Below are 22,696 nucleotides of genomic sequence, written 5' to 3'. Positions count from 1 at the left end.
ATAGGGTAATAAGCTAAAATCACAACATGTAGTAGTAATGTAGTAATGAAATTGGAGTTTTAGACTGGCTTTGCGTCTTGTACAGCTATTATAGTAGTTTCCCGTAGCTTGCTTTTGATTTAGAGTTTTTACTTTTGATTGTCGATAGAATAATCTTCCTACAGATTGGCATATCGGCTTAACCAATTATTAACCAATAAATTAATATGAAAAGGAAAATTACTCTAGTTTTTCTCCTGTTTTCAATTTTTTGTGCTGTAAGATTACAAGCGCAAGAAAAAAAAATTACAGGAAAAGTTACCGATGCCGACGGAATTACTCTGCCGGGTGTTAGCATTGGAATTAAAGGCGTTGTTGGCGGAACGCAAACCGATGTTAATGGTAATTATGCTATTAATGCACCAAATCCACAATCAACCCTTGTTTTTTCTTACTTAGGCTACGTAACTCAAGAAATCAATGCAAATGGTAAGTCAGTTATTAATGTCTCTTTAATTTTAGATAATAAAAGCTTACAAGAAGTTGTGGTAATAGGCTACGGAACTCAGCAAAAAACAACCGTTTCTAGTTCAATTTCCTCAATTTCAGCGAAAGACATTTCTTCTCGCCCTGTGGCAGATGCCGCTCAGGCTTTGCAAGGAAAAGTCGCCGGTGTTACAATTGTTCAAAACTCAGGAGCTCCGGGTGGTACTGGCGGTACTGCAATAAGAATCCGTGGAATTTCTTCTGTTACAGGAACCAATAATCCATTAATAGTCTTAGACGGATTTCCTTTACCAGATCAAGGTTCTGATAATATACTTAATTCTTTTAGCCCTAATGAAATAGAATCTATTGATATCCTTAAAGATGCTGCTGCTGCTTCTATATATGGAGTAAGAGGTTCTAATGGTGTTGTTTTGATAACTACCAAAAGAGGCAAGGCTGGCGATGCTGTTGTTAATGCAGATATTTATAGAGGTTATCAACAAGCATGGAAATTACCTTCAGTACTTAATGCTAAGGATTATGCGATCATCAATAACGAAGCAAGAATAGCTAGTTTATTAAATCCTATTCCAAAATTGGCAGATCCAAATGCAGTTGAACAAACTTATGGCGCTGGAACTGATTGGTTAGACCAAGTTTTTAGAGGTGCTGCCATGACAAACGCTGCTGTTAATATTAGTGGTGGTAGCGAAAAAGCTAAATATGCTTTGTCTACAGGATATTTTAATCAAGATGGAATTATAGAAAACACAAATTTCGAAAGATTTAACCTTCGTTTTAATGGTGACCTACAAGCCAGCAAAAAACTTAAAATAGGAAACAGTTTAACAATGTCTCGTACTAAAGAGGTTCCTCAAAATACTTATGATCCTTTTAATAGTGTAATTATTCTTGCCCTAACCGCTCCGCCAACTGTTCAGGCAAGAAATCCTGATGGCACTTATGCCGGCGGTAACGGAAGTGTTGATGGCTTTGACGAGCCAAATCCGGTTTATAATCTTGAAGTCCCTCAGTTTTTGAATACAAAATTCAGATTGACAGGTACCGTTTTTGGCGAATATGAATTGTTTACAGGATTAAACCTTAAAGCCAATTTAGGTTTAGATTTTATAACCCAAAGTTTAAGAGGATATAATCCTGCAATCCCTTCTTCTGGCGCAAGGCCTAATATCAGAACTGGGGTGACAGATCAAACTAATTTTAGTCCTAATTATTTAGGAGAATTCACTGCTAATTACAGTAAAAAAATAAACGATCATAACTTTAGCCTATTAGCGGGATTTACTGCTCAAGAAAACAATTTTAATACTTTGGGCGCTGGAAGAAGCGGTTATACTGTTTTAGGTTTCCCTGTACTTAATGATAATATTTATGCAGCTAAAAACATCTCTGAAACTTATAATTTTAATGGATATGGCACCTCAACACTACTTTCTTATGTAGCCAGGGCAAGTTATGATTATAAAAACAAATATATATTTCAGGCTAGCGTAAGACGAGATGGATCTTCAAACTTTGGACCTTCAAACAAATACGCCGATTTTTCTGCCTTCTCATTTGCTTGGAGAGCAATTGACGAAGATTTCATGAAATCTTATACTTGGTTAAGTGATTTGAAACTTAGACTAAGTTATGGTTCTGTAGGAAATCAAGATATTCCAGCATTTTCTTATTTAGCAGGAATTAACAGCGGAATTGGATATGCATTTGGAGACAATTCTGGGAATGGTGGTTTAGTAACTGGTGCAGCTCCAACTGCTCTTTCAAATCCAAATTTAGGTTGGGAAAAAAATCAGCAACTCAATGTTGGTCTAGATTTAGGTTTTCTAAAAAACAGAATTACTACTGCAATAGATTTATATACCAGAAAATCTCTTGATTTATTATTTAGAGTACCAGTTCCTGCAACTTCTGGAACTTATGAACCAATTCCTTTTAATACTGGAGATATGGTAAATAAAGGAATTGATTTTAGTTTAAACACCATTAATATTGAAAAAACAAACTTTAAATGGAATTCTAATCTAATTCTTTCGGCTTATAAAAATGAGTTAACATCCTTAGGTCTAGCTTCTCCAATTAATAATGGTTTTGCTAGAATTACAGGTGGAGCCAGAAGAATTGAACAAGGCTATCCTGTAAATTATTTCTATGGCTTTAAAACCGAAGGTATATTCCAAAATCAAGCGGAAATTGCTGCTCATGCTGTTCAAACGGCAGGAACCAATACGGCAACAAGTACAGCTCCCGGCGATATCAAATTTGTTGATATTAATGGAGATGGGATTATTAATGATGAAGATAGAACCAATTTAGGTAATTCTATACCAACATTTACTTATGGCTTAACCAATAATTTTACTTTTAAAAACTTTGATTTAAGTGTTTTCTTACAAGGATCAGAAGGTAATAAAGTTTTAAACTTTAATCGTTGGTATACAGAAAGCGGGGTTTCTAATGGAAATTACTCTAAATATTTTATTGGAAGATGGACAGGAGAAGGAACTTCAAATTCTATCCCAAGGGCTATTCAAAACGATCCAAACCAAAATAACCGAGTTTCTGATAGGTTTGTAGAAGATGCTTCTTACATCCGATTAAAAAATGTAAGGTTATCTTATTCATTGCCGGCAAAATGGATGAAATCTGCTAAAATTCAGAAAATCCAAATTTATGCAAGCGGACAAAACTTAGCTACCATAACTAATTATACTGGCTTTGATCCTGAAGTTGGAGGAGGTGTTGATATTGGCTACTATCCTCAGGCGAGAACGTACACTCTTGGTATTAATGCAAACTTTTGATCATTAAATAGATAAAAAGATGAAAATTTTAAATATTAACAAATATATAGTGATCGGTGCCGCAGTTGTTGCGCTGGTCAGCTGTAAAAAAGATTTCTTAACTCAGCAACCAAATGATAGAATTACAACTGATAATTTTTATCAAACCGAGGCAGATGCTATTGCCGCGGTAAACGCAATTTATGCTCCACTTACGTCATTGTATAACTATATGTGGCAAGTTGGAGATATCATGAGCGATGACACTGATACAGGTGGTGGTGGTGGTGGTGATGGAGCCTCAGAACTAGAACTGGATAATTTCACAGTTAATTCGTTTAATGCAAATATAGGCAACTATTGGGGTCAATGTTACCAAGGTATCCAAAGGGCCAATATCGCAATAGAAAAAATACCAACTATCCCAACAATTAGCGATGCCGTTAGAAATAGAAGTTTAGGCGAAGCTTATTTTTTAAGAGGCTTTTATTACTACAGTTTAGTAAGATTATTTGGAGATGTGCCTTTATATACAAATTCTATTACACTAGATGATGCAAGAACCATCGCTAGAAGCCCTAAGGCAGATGTTTATGCACAAGTTATTAAAGATTTAAAACAAGCAGAAACTCTACTACCAAACACTTATACAGGATCGGATAAGGGAAGAGCAACTGCCGGTGCAGCAAAAGGTGTTTTGGCGGGAGTTTATTTAACATTAGGAAACAAAGTTGATGCAGCATCAAAATCTTTAGAAGTCATTAGTAACGCAACACAATACGGTTACGACTTATGGACAAACTACGGTGATAATTTTAAACTGGAAAACGAAAACGGTAAAGAATCTGTTTTTGAAGTTCAATATAGAAGTGGAGGTGCGCAGTTTTCGTTTTACGGCGCAGGAAATGTATTAAACACTTTCATGGGCCCAAGAGCTCAAAATGTCGTTCAATCTTCTGGATATGGCTTTAGCATTCCAACATTAGATTTGTTTAATAAGTATGAACGCACAAATCCTGCAGATAGCAGTACAATTATCGATAAAAGAAGAAGACCAAGTATGTGGATTCCGGGAGATAAATTTATTTCATTACCTCTTAATTATACACAGGCTTCTTCATTAATTGGTTCTCCAAATGGCTTTAATACCAAAAAATGGTTTGTACCTATAACCAATATAACTGGTGATAATGGAGGTTGGACATCTGCCCTTAACATTCAAGTAATGCGTTATAGTGAAATTCTATTAATTTATGCAGAAGCTGCCGGTCCCTCTTTAGGAAAACCCTATATCGATAGAGTTAGAGCAAGAGCTGGATTACCTGCATTAGCTTCTGGTTTAAACGCCGCAGATTATTTAACTGCAATTTATAAAGAAAGAAGATTGGAATTCGCTTTTGAAATGCATCGTTGGTTTGATTTATTAAGAAATCCGGATCCTAATTATTTTATTAACGTTATGAAGGCGGCAGGGAAATCTAATGTAGGAGAGAAACATAGATATATGCCAATTCCACAAGGAGAGAGAGATATAAATCCAAATTTGACTCAAAACCCAGGTTATTAACTATTAAATATAGATAAGATGAAAAGAAATATAATCATATTAACCACTTTGTCGCTGTTTACAGCCGCATGGTTTGGTTGCAAAAAAACAGATCCTGCAATTTCAGGGTCTGCTTCAACTGCTGGTTTTACAGCTGCTGTTACATCTATTCCAGATACTTTACCTTTTTTGCAAAAGGTAACATTTACCAATTCCTCTGCAGATGCATTTATTTATAAATGGAATTTTGGAGATGGAACTGATCAGGTTGCTGATAAAAATCCAGTACACATTTATGCAAAAGGAGGAACTTATTCTGTTAATTTAACTTCCGTAGGTTCTGCAGGAAGCAATCAAATCAGTAAATCTATATCCGTTAGTAATTCTTGTGACAATACAACTTTTAGTAAACTAACCAGTTGTGGTACTCAAAAATGGACTTGGAGCAGTGCTGGTGATGCAATAAAAGTTCTTTCTCCTGATGCTACACAAGTGTATTTTGCAGGACCAGCTGCCGCATGCCAGGTTGATGATAAGTTTGTTTTTTCTGCTGATGGCACTTTTAATTATGATGCAAACGGCGAAACATTTAGCGTTCAGGCAGGATATTCATGTCAACCTGCTATAGCAAACGCTAAAACTTTTAAACTTTTTGCAAAAACAGGTCAAATTCCCACGATTATACTTCCTAATTTAGCGGGAACAGCAAAACCATTTATTGGCACTACAGATGTAGTAGTAGGTAATAAATACCAAATAATGGCTATTACTGATGAAACCATGACTTTAAGAGGGACCTTAAGTGATGGTAGCTTGATAGAGTTTAAATTTAAACTCCCTTCAGATTTAGACAATGTAAAGTTATTATTGACAGGTGGTGCTACAAGGTCTTGGAAATTAGATTTAAGTAAGGTACCCGGCCCTATTACAGTTGGCCCAAATGATGGCGATCCAACAAGCTATTTCCCTGGAGGTACCATCCCAGCATGCCAAGCAGATGATATTTATACATTTGGACAAGATAATAGCATAATTTATAACGCTGGTGCAGAAACATTAGTGGCTGGCGGTGTAGGCTGCTCCGCACCAAGAAATTATACTACAAATTACACCTTTACTAATGTACCTTCTGGCGCTGGTATAGGACAAATTAATCTTCCAATTAATAATCAATATTTTATCGCTGTAACGGATAGACCAAGCGAAAACGTTTATAGAATTTTAGAGATCAGTGATACAAAAATGGTTCTAAGAGCTGGTAACGGAACTAGTGGGGTGGTTTTTGACCTTTACTTTGTAAAAGCTAATTAAAATTTAAAAATTGACAACTATGAAAAAGCTAGTAATTATTATAATGGGCCTCCTTTCTGTTTCTTGTACAGAAAAAAAGGACTCCTTTATTCCTATAAAACCAGCGCCATTAGATGAGGATTTTACCACTTTAGTTTGGTCGGATGAGTTTAATACCGATGGCGCACCTGACGATAGCAAGTGGGGATATGATATAGGCGGCGGTGGTTATGGTAATCAGGAACTTCAATATTATACCAAGCGACCAGAGAATGTAATTGTAAAAGATGGTACATTAAAAATTAATGCGCTTAGAGAAAATTACATGGGCAATGCATTTACGTCTACTCGATTGTTATCTAAAGGGAAATTTGCCTTTACTTTTGGAAAAGTAGAAATAAAAGCAAAAGTTCCTACTGGAGTGGGCACTTGGCCCGCTCTATGGATGTTAGGAAGTAACATTGATACTAATCCTTGGCCTGCTTGTGGCGAAATTGATATCATGGAGCATCTTGGTAGAGACCTTAATAATATTTACGGAACTCTGCATTATCCTGGTCGGTTTGGAGGATCTGCAGATGGCGGTACAAAAAGAATAAGTAGTGCTGCCACTGCTTTTCATACTTACACTTTAGAATGGACCTCTTCATTAGTCAAAATATCTGTTGATGGAGATATCGTTCATACGGTGTCTAACTCAAGTAATCTTCCGTTCAATAAAGATTTCTTTTTCATCATTAATTTGGCAATGGGCGGCAATTTCAGCGGCCCTGTATATCCATCTGTAAATAATGCAACCTTTGAGGTAGATTACATCAGGGTTTATAAATAATCATCATCAAAGCTTCTTAATTAATTAGAATTTTATTAATCAATTCTAATATTAAGAAGCTTTATAATTTAATTATCCCATGAAAAGAAATCTAAGTTTAAGCGTTTCCAAAATATTGCTTTTTTTATTGCCAATAACCTCTTTTAATGGATGGGCGCAAACAAAACCCGTTCAATCTCCAATTGATGTGAAAGTAGCGCAACTTGTTTCTAAAATGACATTAGAAGAAAAAGTTGGGCAAATGGCGCAAGTAACTGTAGACGTAATTACAAAAGGTAAAGACCGTTTTAGCAGTTTTGAACCCGTAGAACTTGATCCAAAAATAATGGATGATGTATTTAATAAATACAAAATTGGATCTATATTAAACACAGCGAATAATAGGGCAAGAACTACCGAGCAATGGTATAAAATCATTTCTGAAATACAAAGAGTTGGAAAAGGGCGATTAAATATTCCTGTTATTTATGGGATTGATGCTATCCACGGAACAACTTACACCGCTGGTGCAACATTTTTTCCCCAACAAATTGGTCAGGCTGCAAGTAGAAATTTAGAGTTAATTAAAAAGGGAGCCCAAATTACAGCTTACGAAACCAGGGCAAGCGGAATTCCTTGGAACTTTTCTCCTGTTTTAGATTTAGGTCCGGATCCAAGATTTCCTAGAATTTGGGAAACTTATGGAGAAGACCCTTACTTAACTTCTGAAATTGGAAAAGTAATGGTTAAAGGATACGAAGGTGATAACAATGATATTTCTTCTCCCTTTCATGTTGCTTCTTGCTTAAAACATTTTTTAGGTTACCAAGTGGCCGCTTCTGGAAAAGATAGAACACCCGCTTTTATTTCAGATCAAGCATTAAGAGAATATCATCTTCCATCATTTAAAGCTGCTATAGAAGCTGGCGCACACACCATTATGATAAATTCTGGTCTTATTAATGGCGTTCCGGTGCACTCAAGTTTTAAAATACTTACTCAATTATTACGTAACGAATTGGGCTTTAAAGGTTTGGTTGTAACCGATTGGGGCGATATAGAAAACTTAAATAACCGTGATCATGTTGCAGCATCAAATAAAGAAGCGGTTATGATGGCTATTAATGCCGGTATTGATATGTCTATGATTGCTTACCAATATGAGCCTTTTTGTAATGATTTAGTAGCTTTAGTAAAAGAAGGAAAAGTAAAAACCAGTAGAATTAACGAAGCGGTTACTCGTATTTTAACTTTAAAATTCCAATTAGGTTTATTTGAAACTCCGGTTACAAACTACAAAGACTACCCTAAATTTGGAAGCAAAGAATTTGAGGATGCTGCCTATCAGACCGCAGTAGAATCAATCACTTTGTTAAAAAACAACAATAACATTTTACCATTAAAAAAGACCACGAAAGTATTAATTACTGGTCCAAATGCTAATTCTATGCGCACTTTAAACGGTGGGTGGACTTACTCGTGGCAGGGTGAAAAAGTAGAAGATTTTGCTTCAAAATATAATACCATGGTTAAGGCTGTTCAAAATAAAATTGAAACTAAAAATGTGAGTTTTATTCCCGGTGTGAGCTACAAAATGGACGGAAAATATTTTGAGGAATATGCTGATCAAATGGATGAAGCCATTGAAGCTGCCAAAAATGTAGATGCAATTATCCTTTGCTTAGGAGAAAATACTTATACAGAAACACCTGGCAACCTTAGCGATTTATATTTATCAGATTTACAAACAGAATATGCTAAAAAACTATCTGCAACAGGCAAACCCATTATTTTAGTCTTGAATGAAGGTCGTCCTCGCATTATCAGTAAATTTGAACCTCTGATGCAAGGTGTTATTATGACCTATTTACCCGGAAATTTTGGTGGAGATGCTTTAGCTAGTATTTTGTTTGGTGATGAAAATCCTTCGGGAAAATTGCCTTTTAATTATCCAAAATTCCCAAACTCTTTGGTTAATTATAACCATAAACCATCAGAAAGTAGAAGTGTAGTAGAAGGCGTTTATAATTACGATGCTGATTATAACCCACAATATGAATTTGGTTTTGGATTAAGCTATACCAAATTTGAATACAGTAATTTAAAACTTAGCGCTAAAAACATCAACACAAATGATATGCTAACCATATCTGTTGAAGTTAAAAATACAGGTAATAGAGAAGGAAAAGAAGTGGTCGATTTATATTTATCAGATTTAGTGGCTAGCATAACACCTGATGTAAAAAGACTAAAGGGTTTCCAAAAAATTGATTTAAAGCCAGGAGAAAGCAAAACCGTAACCTTTAAATTAGATAAAAAAGCTTTTGCTTTTATAAATGCCGACAATAAATCCGTGGTAGAGTCTGGAGATTTTAAGGTAAGTATAGCAAATTTGCAAAGCCCTTTTACAATTACCAATTGATTTAATAAAATCAATTATAAGGTTTTAATAAAAAGGGAAGTTTAATAACTTCCCTTTTTTTATAAACGGGCTATCCAATACTCGACTATCGCTACGGCCCTGCGGGCTTTTGCTTTCTCAAAATATTTCCTATCCCTAACTCAAAAATCTATTTTAACGTAAAATTGTAATGTTAAAAATTGTTAAACAAACAGTTTGGGCATTTATACCCGTTATATTTGATATTCGTAGATGAAAAAGAAAAGTATTGTTCTAATTATGGCTTTAATGAGCTTCGCTTTAATAGGCGTTATGGCAATGCAATATTATTTTATAAAAGAATCTTATAGTTTAAAATCACAATTGTTTGATCAGGCAGTAAATGATGCGCTTAAAAATGTATCAACAAAGCTAGAAAAGAAAGAAGCCATGGTTTTTTTAGCTCAAAAAGTTGACCGTGAACTTAAGAATAATGAAAAAAAGCCCTCCTTTAAACGTAAATCTGAAAAAAATCAAAATCCCGATTACTCTAAAGATAATAGGTTAAAACACGAAAATCAAACCATTGCTTTTGTTAAAAGGATGAAAGCAAATCAGGCAAAATCTGACAGTATTTTTAGAATGAGGGATAGTTTAGTAAGAACAAAATATCCTTATAAAATGGTTTATAACGGGCCTGTAATAGCAGATAATGTTCCGTTTAGTGTAAACCTAAAAGTTGATGTTGACCAAATTGTTGATGATTATGGCTTTGTACATACCATTCAAAGGCAATCGATTTTAGAAACTCCTCCCGTTTTAAATGGAAAAAGAATAGTGAAAAGAGGTGTTGCCGTTGTAGATTCAGTTAGAAAATATATGGTGCAGGACCCTGTTTTGGGTACCGTTTTAAAAACTATTCCTAAACCAAATTTCTTAACTGGCATTTCTGAAAGAGAGCTTCGTTTAGCATCACAAAATCATGAAAAAAACCAGGCAAAAAGAGTAAATAATTATTTAGATTCTGTAGAGCTAAACGGAAATAAAAGTGCTGTTTTTGAAGATATTGCTTCGGAAATGCAACAAGTAAATGTTCCGTTAGAAAAACGGATTCAGCCGCAAACAATAGATTCTTTATTGGCTTTAGAACTTGCAAATAATGGCATAAATTTAAATTATAGTTATAAAATAAGCTCAGTACAAGACGATTCTGTGATTTTTACTAAAGCTTCTGTTAAACAGGTAAACTTTATCCCTGTAAATACTTATAAAACACTTTTATTTTCTAAAGATTTAGTAAGGGATGCGGGTTATTTATCCGTTACTTTTCCTAAAAAAAACACCCTGATTTTAAATAATATGGGTACTGTATTGCTTTCATCAGGTGGTTTATTATTGATTTTAGCAGCAAGCTTTATTTATACAATTAGCTCTATCCTGCGTCAGAAAAAAGTATCGGAGATGAAAACTGATTTCATCAATAACATGACCCACGAGTTTAAAACTCCTGTTGCAACCATCATGATTGCAAGTGAAGCCCTTAAAGATCCAGAAATAAATGATAATAAGGCGAGGGTAAACAAATTGGCTAGTATTATTTATGATGAAAACATCCGCTTGGGAAACCATATAGAACGCGTTTTAAACATCGCCAAAATAGAAAAAGACGATTTAAAACTAGAACAACAACAACAAGATGTAAACGATATTATTGCAAACGTAGTAGATAGCATGAGTTTACAATTAGAAAAGAAAAACGCAAGAGTTTCTTTAGAACTAAATGCATCAAATTCGACCGTTATTGCAGATGAACTGCATCTTTCTAACGTGATATTTAATTTAATAGATAATGCCAATAAATACAGCTTAAATGAACCAGAAATAAACCTTTCTACAGAAAATATTGGTGATAAGATTATAATAAGAATTGCAGATAAAGGCATAGGTATGACCCGAGACCAGCAAAAGAAAATTTTTGAACAGTTTTATAGAATCCCTACCGGCAATTTACACGATGTAAAAGGTTTTGGTTTAGGCCTTAGCTATGTAAGCAATATGGTAAAAAGGATGAATGGTTCTATCAGTGTAAAAAGCGAAAAAGATAAAGGCTCTGAGTTTGAGATTAAATTTACATTGGCTTAAAATCATTAAAACAAAAGGAGCTAAATATGAAACAAAAGCTTACGTTTCTTATCATCATCATTTCATTCTTAAGTTTCTATATCAAAGCTCAAACAATTAAGCCAAATATTTCTGCAAGGGTTGATACTACAAACAATGCTGTGAATAAACTTTACCATTTGTACGTTAATTATCTTAATTCTAAACCAGATAGTTGTTATTCCAATCCTTATTGGAATGAGGCTGAGTATCCATATTATTTGAAACAGAATTTTCTTCCGATTGACCGATCTGCAAATGCAATTTTTAATCAAAATTTTAAGCGGTTTATCAAATATTATAAGCCAACTATTTTACAAATTGATAGTATTGATAATAATTTATATCAAATAAAAACTTTGTTTAAATCTAATGCAAACATCAAAGATAGTGTAGAAGAAGATGTGGCATATATCACAAATTTATATGCCCGTAAAAATAAGGATGGCGTTTTTAAATTAGAAAATACAATTACAGAAAGAACTAAAGATTGGAAAACTTATCAAGAAAATTTCATTACTTATATAGTAAATCCTCAATGTAAATTTGATAAAATTGAAGCGCAAAAAGCTGTTGATTTTTGTAATGATTTATCAAGAAAATTTGATTTAAAAATATTGCCTTTCAAATATTATATTCTTCCAAATACAGATGAGTTTGGGAAATTATTAAACTTTGATTACTGGACTTATTATTTTGGTGCACAAACTAATTTACCGCTAAGAGAAATTTTTACCTCTTATGGAAATGAAAATTTTCCGCATGAATTAGTACACATGATGTTTCCTCTTAGAAAATCAGCAGAAAAGACACCAAATAATTAGCGAAGGGTTAGCAACTTGGCTAGGTGGACCTACAAGAGGTATAACATATAACGACGCTCTACTTCAGGTTTCAAAAACTTTAAAAACATATCCAAATGTTACTTTTGAAGATATTACAAGTTTTAAAATCAGAAATAAATTTGACAGTAATATATTTTATGTTACGGGTGCTGTTTTGTGTGAAATGATTTTTAAATTAAAAGGAAAAAAAGGAATATTAGAAATTTATTATTCAACAGATAAAACATTAGACAAAATGTTAGTTGATACTTTTAATACGCCTATAGAAGAAATTCACCAAAAAGTAATAGCGCATATTATAAGTCAATAAATTTTTTATATAAAAGATTTAATTTTTATTACCCGTTAAAGAAAATCACATAAACACTAAAAGCAATGAATAAAAAAATATTGTTAGTAGAAGATGACCCAAATTTGGGTATGCTTTTAGAAGATTATTTGAGTTTAAAAGGAAAGTTTGAGGTAACGCTTTGTGTGGATGGTGACGAAGGTTTAAAAGCTTTTACTGCAAACGAATATGATATTTGCATTTTAGATGTGATGATGCCTAAAAAAGACGGATTTACTTTAGCAAAAGATATCAGAAAATTAAACCAAAATACGCCGATTATCTTTGCTACCGCAAAAGGAATGATGGAGGATAAAGCAGAGGCCTATAATTTAGGCGGAGACGATTATATTACCAAACCTTTTCGTATTGAAGAATTGCTTTTAAGAATAAACGCTTTATTAAAAAGAGTTTCAAATCAGGATCAAACATCAGAGACGAAACCAACAAAATTTGAAATTGGAAACTATCATTTTAATTACCAAACTCAAATTATTTCGCTAAATGAGCAAACTCAAAAAGTAAGCACTAAAGAAGCTGAATTGTTAAGATTGCTTTGCTTAAAAATGAACGATGTTTTAACAAGAGAAGAAGCATTAATCCAAATTTGGCATGATGATAATTACTTTAACGGACGCAGCATGGATGTTTTTTTAAGCAAACTAAGGAAATATCTAAAGGAAGACCCAAAAGTAGAAATCATAAATGTACATGGAAGAGGCTATAAATTATTAGTGAATTAATCGCTATAAAAATCCTTTTAATCTACGTAATCTTAAAAACCAAAACATGATTACTATCACCTTTTCACTCTCCCAACATCATTCAAAATAGCGCCCTATTAAAGGATATTTGTTTTGATGGATATCCAAACCCAAACGCTGTGCTACCATTGCGGCGATTTATGCTTAACAGAAAATCTTAAACAAGATGAAAAAAATTTTTGTTGTAGCGGCTGTCTTAATGTTTATAGTATTTTATCTAATGGAGGTTTAAACAATTATTACAAACTAAACCTGCATCCGGGCGATAGTCAAGACAAAGTGATTGGCAAATTTGGATATTTAGATAATCAAGAAATTGCGGCTAAGCTAATTCATTACGCCGATGCCCAAAAAATAACCGTTACTTTTTATATTCCATCCATACATTGCAGTTCTTGTATTTGGTTGTTAGAACATTTAAATACCATAGATTCTGCAATTCAAGAAAATCGTGTTGATTTTCTTAAAAAACAAGTCTACATTCAGTTTAATCCACAACAAACCTCGCTTAAAAACATTGCCGAATTATTAACTAATATTGGTTACGAACCATTAATTAGCTTACAAGATGTTGTAAATAAAGATGTTGCTAAAAAAGATAACCTGATACCAAAAATTGCCGTTGCTGGCTTTTGTTTCGGCAATGCCATGCTGTTAAGTTTTCCGGCTTATTTCGGGCTTTCTGCATCAGATGCGCAATTTGGGAAAGTTTTTAGCTTATTAAGTCTGCTTTTTTGTTTGCCCTCTGTTTTTTATTCTGGTTGGGATTATTTCAAAAGAGCTTATCAATCCCTTAAGCAAAAAAATCTGAATATTGATTTTCCATTAGCCCTAGGAATTGCCGTTTTATTAATTAGAACCCTATCAGATTTTACTTTTAATACCGGCGATGGCTTTGCAGATAGCTTAACAGGATTGGTGTTTTTTCTTTTGATAGGAAAATTTGTACAACAAAAAACTTATCATCATTTATCTTTTGAAAGGGATTACCGTTCTTTTTTTCCTGTAGCGGTAGATGTTTTTGAGGAAGATGGAAGCACAAAACCTGTTGCTTTAGAAAAACTAAAAGAAGGAGATAGAATTTTGGTGAAAAGCCTGGAAATTATCCCTGCTGATGCGATCCTGTTAAAGGGAGATGCTTTAATAGATTTTAGTTTTGTAACTGGAGAATCACAGGCAATTGAAAAAGTTTTAGGAGAAATTATTTATGCAGGAGGCAGACAAACCGCAGGCTCTTTAGAATTAGAAGTGGTTAGGCTCGTTTCACAAAGTTATCTTACGGGATTATGGAATAATGAAGCCTTCCAAAAAATAAATACCAATAAAACTAAAACTTTTGTAACTCAGGTGAGTCACTATTTCAGCTTAGTATTATTGGTATTAGCTACTTCAACCTTGTTATTTTGGCTACCGCAAAATTGGCAAACAGGTTTAAATGCCTTTACGGCGATATTGATCATCGCTTGCCCATGTGCTTTAGCATTAAGTACGCCTTTTACCATGGGTGCCGCTTTAAGCATTTTCGATAAAAATAAATTTTACCTCAAAAACACAGATGTTGTAGAAGAAATGGCAGCCGTTGATACCATAGTTTTTGATAAAACCGGGACGGTAACTCATTCTGAAGGTAATAATATCGCATTTAAAGGCCTATTAAATCTAAAAGAAAAAGAAATTATTTATAGCGTCTGCAAAAATTCTATTCACCCGTTAAGTCGTAAAATTTGTGATTTTTTGAGTCCTATAAAAACACTAAAAGTTCAAGGTTATCAAGAGCATTTAGGAACTGGTATAAGTGCTTTTTGCGATGATAAAAAGATTTTAATTGGTAATGCTAATCTGGTTATGGATGGTGGTTTATTAATTACAAATGCTCCGCAAGTTCATGTTTCTATTGATGATAATTATATAGGATATTTTGAAATAAGGCAACAGTTAAGACCTGGTTTGAAAAACACATTAAACCAATTAAATAATACCTACCGTACCTTTTTAATATCGGGAGATAAACCCCAAAACTCTACTGATTTAAATAATTGTTTTAAAAATAACAGTGATTTATATTTTAACCAAAGTCCTCAAAATAAACTTGATTTTATTGATTATCAACAACAACAGGATAAAAAAGTATTAATGTTAGGAGATGGTTTAAATGATGCCGGGGCTTTAAAGAAAAGTAATGTTGGCATTGCCGTAACAGATAATATCAATAATTTTACCCCTGGCAGTGATGCCATTTTAGATGGACAATCTTTAACGCTATTACCTAATTTTTTAAGCTTTGCAAAATCAACCGTTAAGATTATTCACTTATCTTTTTGCATTGCCGTTTGTTATAATATAGTAGGAATTAGCTTTGCATTACAAGGAAAATTATCTCCTTTAATTGCTGCAATATTAATGCCTGTAAGCACCGTAACTATCATTGCTTTTACCAGTTTTGCCACGCATTTTAGCGCTAAAAAACACAAATTGAAATTATGACCATTATCTTCTTTTTAATAGCTTGTAGCGTAATATTAGCTTTAATTTTTTTAGGCGCTTTCTTTTGGGCGCATAATACAGGGCAAAACAAAGATTTATACACCCCATCTGTAAGGATTTTATTTGATGATGAATTATTAGGAGAGGAAGAAGAAAAAAGAAAGCCCCAAATTTAAATTTGAGGCTTGTAAAATAATTTCTAGCTATTTGTATGATGGAGGTGAAAAACCTCTAATGCTTTATAAATTCTGTTTTTTGTTTCTTCTGTGCCAATTGTTGCTGCAATATCAAATACAGCTGGACCAAATTTATCGCCAACCAGCATAATCCTAAAAGGCAACATCACATCGCCAATCTTTAGTTTATGTTCTGTTACAAGCTCTTTAAATTTAGCCTCAATAGCAGCACTTTCTGTAAGATTTGCGCTTTGTAATTTATCGGCGAAAGCCATAAAAAACGCTTTTTTTTCTTCTGACCATTTCGGTACAACAGAATTGGTGTCGTATTTTTCTGGTGCGTTAAAAAAGAAAGCCCCTTGATGGTGAAATTCGCTTAATAACTGGCAGCGTTCTTTAACCATGTCAATAACCTTGGCTAAATATTCATCTTCAAAATTATGAATGCCGTGGTAATTCATTATCGCCTTAACTGGCTGCAAAAGTGCGGATAAGTCTAACTGTTTAATCCATTCTCCGTTATACCATTTTGCTTTCTCATAATCAAACTTAGCACCGCCTTTGTGTATTCGGTCTAAAGAGAAATGCTCAATTAACTGCTCCATGCTAAAAAGCTCTTGATCGGTCCCATCATTCCAGCCAAGCATGGCTAACATATTTATAAACCCTTCTGGGATGAAACCTGTTTCTTTAAATCCATCAGACTTAAAATTGCTGTTTTTATCGTACCAATTTATTGGATAAACCGGGAAACCAAATTTTTCGCCATCTCTTTTGCTCAATTTGCCATGACCATCAGGCCTTAAAATTAAGGGCATGTGAGCCCACTGTGGCATTTCTTTTTCCCAACCAAAATATTTCCAAAGTAATAAATGTACAGGTGCAGATGGAAGCCATTCTTCGCCTCTAAATGCATGAGTTATTTTCATCAAATAATCATCCACTACAACCGCTAAATGATAAGTTGGCATTCCATCCGCTTTAAGCAACACTTTATCATCCACTTCACTACTATGAAAAGTAATATCACCACGAATCATATCTGTAAAAGAAATGTTTTCGTCTTTTGGCATTTTAATACGGATAACATGTGGTGCGCCGCCTTTAACCAAACTTTCTGCCGCCTCATGAGGAATGGTTAAAGAATTTCTTAACGTTTGGCGTGAGTTATAATCGTACCTAAAATTTTCTGTTACCTGTCTTTTACTCTCTAAATCTTCTGAAGTATCAAAAGCATAATAAGCATAACCAGCTTCCACCAGTTTTTCTGCATATTCACGATAGATAGATTTTCTTTCACTTTGGCGATAAGGTCCGTATTCACCTCCATCTCTTGGACTTTCATCTGCTTTTATTCCACACCATTCCAAACAAGAAAAAATATAATCTTCTGCTCCTTCTACAAAACGGCTTTGGTCGGTATCTTCAATCCTTAAAATAAATTTCCCGTTATTTTGCTTCGCAAAAAGGTAATTGAATAATATAGTTCTTACACCACCAATGTGTAAACCGCCGGTTGGGCTAGGGGCAAAACGTACTCTTACTTGATCTTTCATTTAAACAGAATGTAAAAAGCATTTATCACAAAAACCATGCAATTAATTTATTAAACAAAGTTAAAAATTAGACTTATCAAAATGTGCGCTTTCAGTTAAATTTATGCTAAAAATTTAACCGTTATTTTATTAATAATTAAAAGTTTCACAATAATGCTTTTTGATTGTGGCGAATAAATGTTATTCTTGAAGTAAGAGGATTAAACTTTCTAAAGTATCGGCTTCTTCTTTTTTCTTATCAATACGCCAGCGTAAAATACGAGGGAACCGTAATGCAATACCAGATTTATGACGAGAAGAACGATTAATCCCTTCAAAACCAATCTCAAAAACCAATTCTGGTTTTACTGTTCTAACTGGCCCAAAACGCTCTAATGTATTCCGTTTTATAAAATTATCCACTTTTGCAATTTCTTTATCGGTTAAACCAGAATAAGCTTTTGCAAACGGAACTAATTTATCGCCATCCCAAACGGCAAAAGTATAATCTGTATATAAATCCGCTCTACGTCCGTGTCCTTTTTGAGCATAAATCATTACTGCATCCACAGAAAGTGGATCAATTTTCCATTTCCACCAATCGCCTCGTTTACGCCCAACTTGATAAGTAGCCGTTTTTCTTTTCAGCATCAATCCTTCCGCCATCATTTCTCTCGCCTGCTCTCTAGCGATTGCCAATTTTTCCCAATCGTTTGCAGTAATAATTTCTGAAATTCTAAAAATTTCTTGGTGTGTTGATGATGATTGAATTTGTTCTAAAACTTTGCGCCTATCTTCTTGACTCTTGCTTCTTAAATCTAAATTCTCAAATTCCATCACATCGTAAGCAATAAAAGCAACAGGATTATCCACCAACATTTTTTTGGATATGGTTTTACGGCCAATTCTTGTTTGCAAAATATTGAAAGGCAAAGGCTGGTTTTCTTTAAAGGCTAAAATCTCGCCGTCTAAAACCGTTCCGTTTGGTAAATTGAGCATAAAAGGATGTAGTTCTGGGAATTTATCTGTTGCCAATTCTTCTCCTCTACTCCAAATAAAAATTTCATCTGCTCTTTTAATCAATTGCGCTCTAATGCCATCCCATTTAAATTCTGCCTGCCATTCGGTTGCGTTGCCTAAGGCTATTTGTAATTCTTCTGCAGATTTTTTGATCTCAGAAGTTTCTTGAATTGGATAGGCTAAAAAGAAAGGATAAGGACGAGAAATATCTGTAGTTCCATCTTCTTCTGCTGTTAAATCCTGATAAGAAAAAGTTTCTGGCTCCCAGTTTCCCATAATACGATGGGTTAAAGTGGGTGTTTCCAATCCAGAAATTTGAGAGATGGCTTTTACCACTAAACTTTGAGAAACCCCAACCCTAAAACTGCTGGTCAATAATTTCAGGAAAACGAATTTTTCCTGACGTTCCATTTGATCCAAAGAATCTAAAAGCCATTCTTTTTTCCCTTCATCAGAAAGTTTTCTCAAAGATTTAATTTCCTCTACCCAAGAACTTAAACTCCTATCTTGTTGATGTTGCGGTTCAGGCAATAAAAGCGAAAGTGTTTCTGCCAAATCGCCCACTACATCATAACTTTCTTTAAATAACCATTCGGGTATTTCGCTCAGTTCTAAAGCCCATTGTTTTAATTGCGTAGCATTAATTGGGCGTTTTGGTTTTCTGCCTGTAAAAAGCGCCAACATGTTTATTTTATCAGCATCAGAAACTGATAAAAGATATTCTTTGATAACCTTTATTTTTTCGTTGGTTTTGTTTGTTTCATCTAATGAAAGGAAGAGTTGAGCAAATTTTTTCATGATGCCTCACCTAAATCCTCTCTAAGAGAGAGGACTTCCCTTTCTAATGATTTTATGATTAATAATTGTCTCATAAATTAGAACCTTCTTTTTCTAAATCCGCTTCTTCCTCATTACCATAAAGGGTTTTTGATTCCCTTGCATCATAACCAATTCCTTGTAAATACCTGCTAAAACTTGCTGTTGAGCCATGGGTTAAATAAACGGTATCACATTCGGTAGCTTTTATGGAAGAAATTAATCCATCCCAATCGGCATGATCTGATAGCACAAAACCTCGGTCTGCGGCTCTACGTTTTTTTGCTCCACGAATAGCCATCCAACCCGAGCAATATCCAAAAGAATAAGGCAACATTTTACGCATCCACGGTGTGCCAACCGCAGAAGGTGGGCAAATGACCATATTCCCTTTTAACTCTTCTTTTGTGGTTTCGGGAGTGATTCTGGTGGTTTCATACAAATTAATCCCATTTCTAATCAATGCTTCATTAGAGTTTTGGATTACGCCATGTGTATAAACTTTACCTAAATTCATGTCTAAATTTTGCAGAATACGTTGCGCTTTTCCTAAAGAATAACCGGCTAAAACAGAAGTTTTTCCTTCTTCTTGGTTTTGGCTCCACCAACTATTTATGCCATCAAAAATTTCTTTTTGTGGTGCCCATTTATAAACAGGCATTCCAAAAGTACATTCAGAAATAAAAGAATGGCATTTTACTGGCTCAAAAGGCGCACAAAGTCCATCGTCTTCAGTTTTGTAATCACCAGAAAAAACCCAAATTTCTCCTTTATATTCAACTCTAATTTGGGCTGAACCAGGAATGTGACCCGCTGGATAAAAAGTGATTTTCACACCATTTTTAACCCTACTCTCGCCGTAGTCCATCGTTTCTAAATTGATTTCCCCTAAACGGTAGTAAAGAATCTCACGAGAAAGTGTGTGTGCTAAATATTTTTTATGTCCCCATTTTGCATGATCGCTATGTCCATGAGAAATAACCGCATCGTTTACAGGTCGCCAAGGATCTATATAAAAATCTCCCGCAGCACAGTAAATTCCATTTTGGTTAAACTCTAAAAGGGGTTTTTTGGACATTGACTTATAGACATTTGATGTGGAATTATGTTTTCAAATATCAAACCAAAATTTGTCTAAATCTTTTGTCTGAATCTTGATTACAGGATTTAAGGACAAAAAGAATTATTTGCGTGATTTAATTTGCACATCGCTCTGCGAAAATCAGCGAAGTCTGCGGGAGATTTTTTTGCCACTAATACACTAATTTTCACTAATCAGAATGTATACAACAAATGATTTCGATAATATGGATTTGATGGTTTAATCAAGAAAATCCTAAAATCCTAAAATCGAGATTCAGATAATTTTGCCACAAATACACGGATTTTCACCAATTTAAATTCATTAAATAAATTATTTCACTAATCTGATTTTGATTTATTTAATCGAGAAAATCCTCTAATCATGTAAATCAAAATTCAAACAATAAATCTTTAAAACAAAAAACCTCCTCTTTTATCAAAGCGGAGGTTTAAATTATTTAAGGGAAAAACTATTTCATTCCCCCGTTTGGCATTCCCTTCATCATCTTTTGCATTTTTGCCATTGCAGATGGATCTGAGAACTGCTTCATCATTTTTCGCATATCTTCAAATTGTTTGATCAATTTGTTTACTTCAGCCATTTCGTTACCGCTACCTTTTGCAATTCGGGTTCTTCTACTTTGGTTAATGCTGTCGGGGTTTTCACGTTCATGCGGAGTCATAGATTTAATAATTGATTCTATTCCTTTGAAAGCATTATCATCAATATCTACATTTTTCATCATTTTGCCCACACCAGGAATCATTCCCATCAAATCCTTAATGTTACCCATTTTTTTGATCTGCTGTATCTGGCTCAAGAAATCATTGAAATCAAATTTATTCTTACGTATCTTCTTTTGTAAAGCGGCCGCTTCTTTCTCGTCAAATTGCTGTTGTGCCCTTTCTACTAAGGAAATCACATCACCCATTCCCAAAATCCTGGATGCCATTCTATCTGGATAGAAAACATCCAGGGCGTCCATTTTTTCTCCGGTACCAATAAATTTAATCGGTTTATTTACAACCGATTTTATCGATAAAGCTGCTCCACCACGTGTATCACCATCCAATTTTGTTAAAACAACGCCTGTAAAATCTAAACGGTCGTTAAATACTTTTGCGGTATTTACGGCATCCTGACCCGTCATGGAATCTACCACAAATAAAATCTCCTGAGGTTGGGTTGCTCTTTTAACTTCGGCAATCTCATCCATCAAGGCATCATCTAACGTTAAACGACCTGCTGTGTCTATGATGATTACGTTATTTCTGTTCTTTTTACCATGAGCGATTCCCTCTAAAGCAATAGCAACTGGATCGGTAGATTCACGATTGGTATAAACTTCTGCACCAACTTGTCCGGCTAAAACTTCTAATTGGTCAATTGCCGCAGGGCGATAAACGTCACCGGCAACCAATAAAGGTTTTTTTCCTTTTTGAGATTTTAGGTATAAAGCTAATTTACCGGTAAAAGTAGTTTTACCCGCTCCATTTAAACCCGCAATTAAAATCACGGTAGGATTTTGTTTGATATTTAACTCTTCAACACTGCCGCCCATTAATTTGGTCAGCTCATCGTTCATTATTTTAGTAAGCAATTGCCCTGGAGAAATGGCCGTTAAAACGTTTTCTCCCAAAGCTTTCTGCTTTACATCTTCTGTAAAACTCTTTGCGGTTTTATAATTAACATCGGCATCTAAAAGAGCTTTTCTAATCTCTTTCATGGTTTCTGCCACGTTAATTTCCGATATACTTCCTTGTCCTTTTAAAACCTTAAATGCTCCCTCGAGCTTTTCCTGCAAATTATCAAACATGCTATTATTTCTTTTCTAGATAAATCATTTTGGTTTACCCCTAAATATGGAGGTGTCTTTTATTTTAAGAAATGTTTTGGGCGTTTTAACACGCTTTCCGCTATATCTTTTTTTCTTAAAAAAGAAAAAAAGGATGCCGCTTCAATCGTTAACGCTCTACTGCCTTAAAACACAAACCCTCCATTTTACTATTTAATGGATTGCAAAGTTATCATTTTGAAAGAAAAGATTAGCGTTTAAAGTTTAAATCGGCATAAGCAAAAAAAAAAATTTCTTTTTATGTAACGTTTTATAAGATAAGGCGTCTATTAGGATATATATTTATTTAAAAAATATTAAAGTACTTTTCAATAGTCTACAATTGAGATT

14 protein-coding genes are annotated in these 22,696 nt (G+C 34.1%); 10 read left to right on the top strand and 4 right to left on the bottom strand.

Going from position 1 to position 22,696, the window contains the following annotated elements; translation table 11 throughout:
• Positions 1–206: 206 nt before the first annotated feature.
• The 10 genes from A5893_RS11725 to ccoS all read left to right on the top strand — a co-directional run bounded on the left by A5893_RS11725 (position 207) and on the right by ccoS (position 16,056).
• Positions 207–3,293 carry a SusC/RagA family TonB-linked outer membrane protein gene (locus A5893_RS11725; RefSeq protein WP_068822759.1) on the top strand — a complete coding sequence of 1,029 codons (3,087 nt, stop codon included), beginning with the start codon at positions 207–209 and terminating at the stop codon, positions 3,291–3,293.
• Between the two features lie 19 nt (positions 3,294–3,312).
• Positions 3,313–4,839, top strand: coding sequence for a RagB/SusD family nutrient uptake outer membrane protein (locus A5893_RS11720; RefSeq protein ID WP_068822758.1), 1,527 nt, complete (start codon positions 3,313–3,315; stop codon positions 4,837–4,839).
• Between the two features lie 18 nt (positions 4,840–4,857).
• Entirely contained in the window at positions 4,858–6,129 is a 1,272-nt protein-coding gene (locus tag A5893_RS11715) for a PKD domain-containing protein (protein ID WP_068822757.1), read from the top strand.
• Between the two features lie 19 nt (positions 6,130–6,148).
• On the top strand, positions 6,149–6,940 hold the full coding sequence (locus tag A5893_RS11710; protein ID WP_068822756.1) for a glycoside hydrolase family 16 protein: 792 nt from the start codon (positions 6,149–6,151) through the stop codon (positions 6,938–6,940).
• 79 nt (positions 6,941–7,019) lie between these two features.
• Entirely contained in the window at positions 7,020–9,341 is a 2,322-nt protein-coding gene (locus tag A5893_RS11705; protein ID WP_068822755.1) for a glycoside hydrolase family 3 N-terminal domain-containing protein, read from the top strand.
• 231 nt (positions 9,342–9,572) lie between these two features.
• Entirely contained in the window at positions 9,573–11,441 is a 1,869-nt protein-coding gene (locus A5893_RS11700) for a sensor histidine kinase (RefSeq protein ID WP_068822754.1), read from the top strand.
• A 26-nt stretch (positions 11,442–11,467) separates the two neighbouring features.
• On the top strand, positions 11,468–12,283 hold the full coding sequence (locus tag A5893_RS11695; protein ID WP_068822753.1) for a hypothetical protein: 816 nt from the start codon (positions 11,468–11,470) through the stop codon (positions 12,281–12,283).
• A 396-nt stretch (positions 12,284–12,679) separates the two neighbouring features.
• On the top strand, positions 12,680–13,375 hold the full coding sequence (locus A5893_RS11690) for a response regulator transcription factor (RefSeq protein WP_068822752.1): 696 nt from the start codon (positions 12,680–12,682) through the stop codon (positions 13,373–13,375).
• A gap of 117 nt (positions 13,376–13,492) precedes the next feature.
• Complete coding sequence (locus A5893_RS11685; RefSeq protein WP_068822751.1) at positions 13,493–15,880, top strand: heavy metal translocating P-type ATPase; 2,388 nt, start codon at positions 13,493–13,495, stop codon at positions 15,878–15,880.
• The gene (ccoS, locus tag A5893_RS11680) at positions 15,877–16,056 is read left to right on the top strand and encodes a cbb3-type cytochrome oxidase assembly protein CcoS (protein WP_068822750.1); all 180 of its coding nucleotides are present in this window, start codon (positions 15,877–15,879) and stop codon (positions 16,054–16,056) included. The genes A5893_RS11685 and ccoS overlap by 4 nt, the downstream gene beginning before the upstream one ends.
• Positions 16,057–16,079: 23 nt before the next feature.
• On the opposite strand, the gene gltX is transcribed toward ccoS, so the two are convergent.
• The 4 genes from gltX to ffh all read right to left on the bottom strand — a co-directional run bounded on the left by gltX (position 16,080) and on the right by ffh (position 22,327).
• Positions 16,080–17,612, bottom strand: a complete 1,533-nt coding sequence (gltX, locus tag A5893_RS11675; protein WP_068822749.1) for a glutamate--tRNA ligase — start codon at positions 17,610–17,612, stop codon at positions 16,080–16,082.
• Positions 17,613–17,792: 180 nt separating this feature from the next.
• A complete protein-coding gene (locus A5893_RS11670; protein WP_068822748.1) occupies positions 17,793–19,409 on the bottom strand; it encodes an ATP-dependent DNA ligase in 1,617 nt (538 codons plus the stop codon).
• 70 nt (positions 19,410–19,479) lie between these two features.
• Positions 19,480–20,505, bottom strand: a complete 1,026-nt coding sequence (locus tag A5893_RS11665; protein WP_068822747.1) for a ligase-associated DNA damage response exonuclease — start codon at positions 20,503–20,505, stop codon at positions 19,480–19,482.
• A gap of 475 nt (positions 20,506–20,980) precedes the next feature.
• Positions 20,981–22,327, bottom strand: a complete 1,347-nt coding sequence (ffh, locus tag A5893_RS11660) for a signal recognition particle protein (protein WP_068822746.1) — start codon at positions 22,325–22,327, stop codon at positions 20,981–20,983.
• Positions 22,328–22,696 lie beyond the last annotated feature (369 nt).

The sequence above is a fragment of the Pedobacter psychrophilus genome (genome assembly GCF_001652725.1).
In the GTDB taxonomy this organism is placed as follows: Bacteria; Bacteroidota; Bacteroidia; order Sphingobacteriales; family Sphingobacteriaceae; genus Pseudopedobacter; species Pseudopedobacter psychrophilus.
Note: the sequence above shows the minus strand (reverse complement) of the source record. Positions and strands in the feature narration are given on the sequence as shown.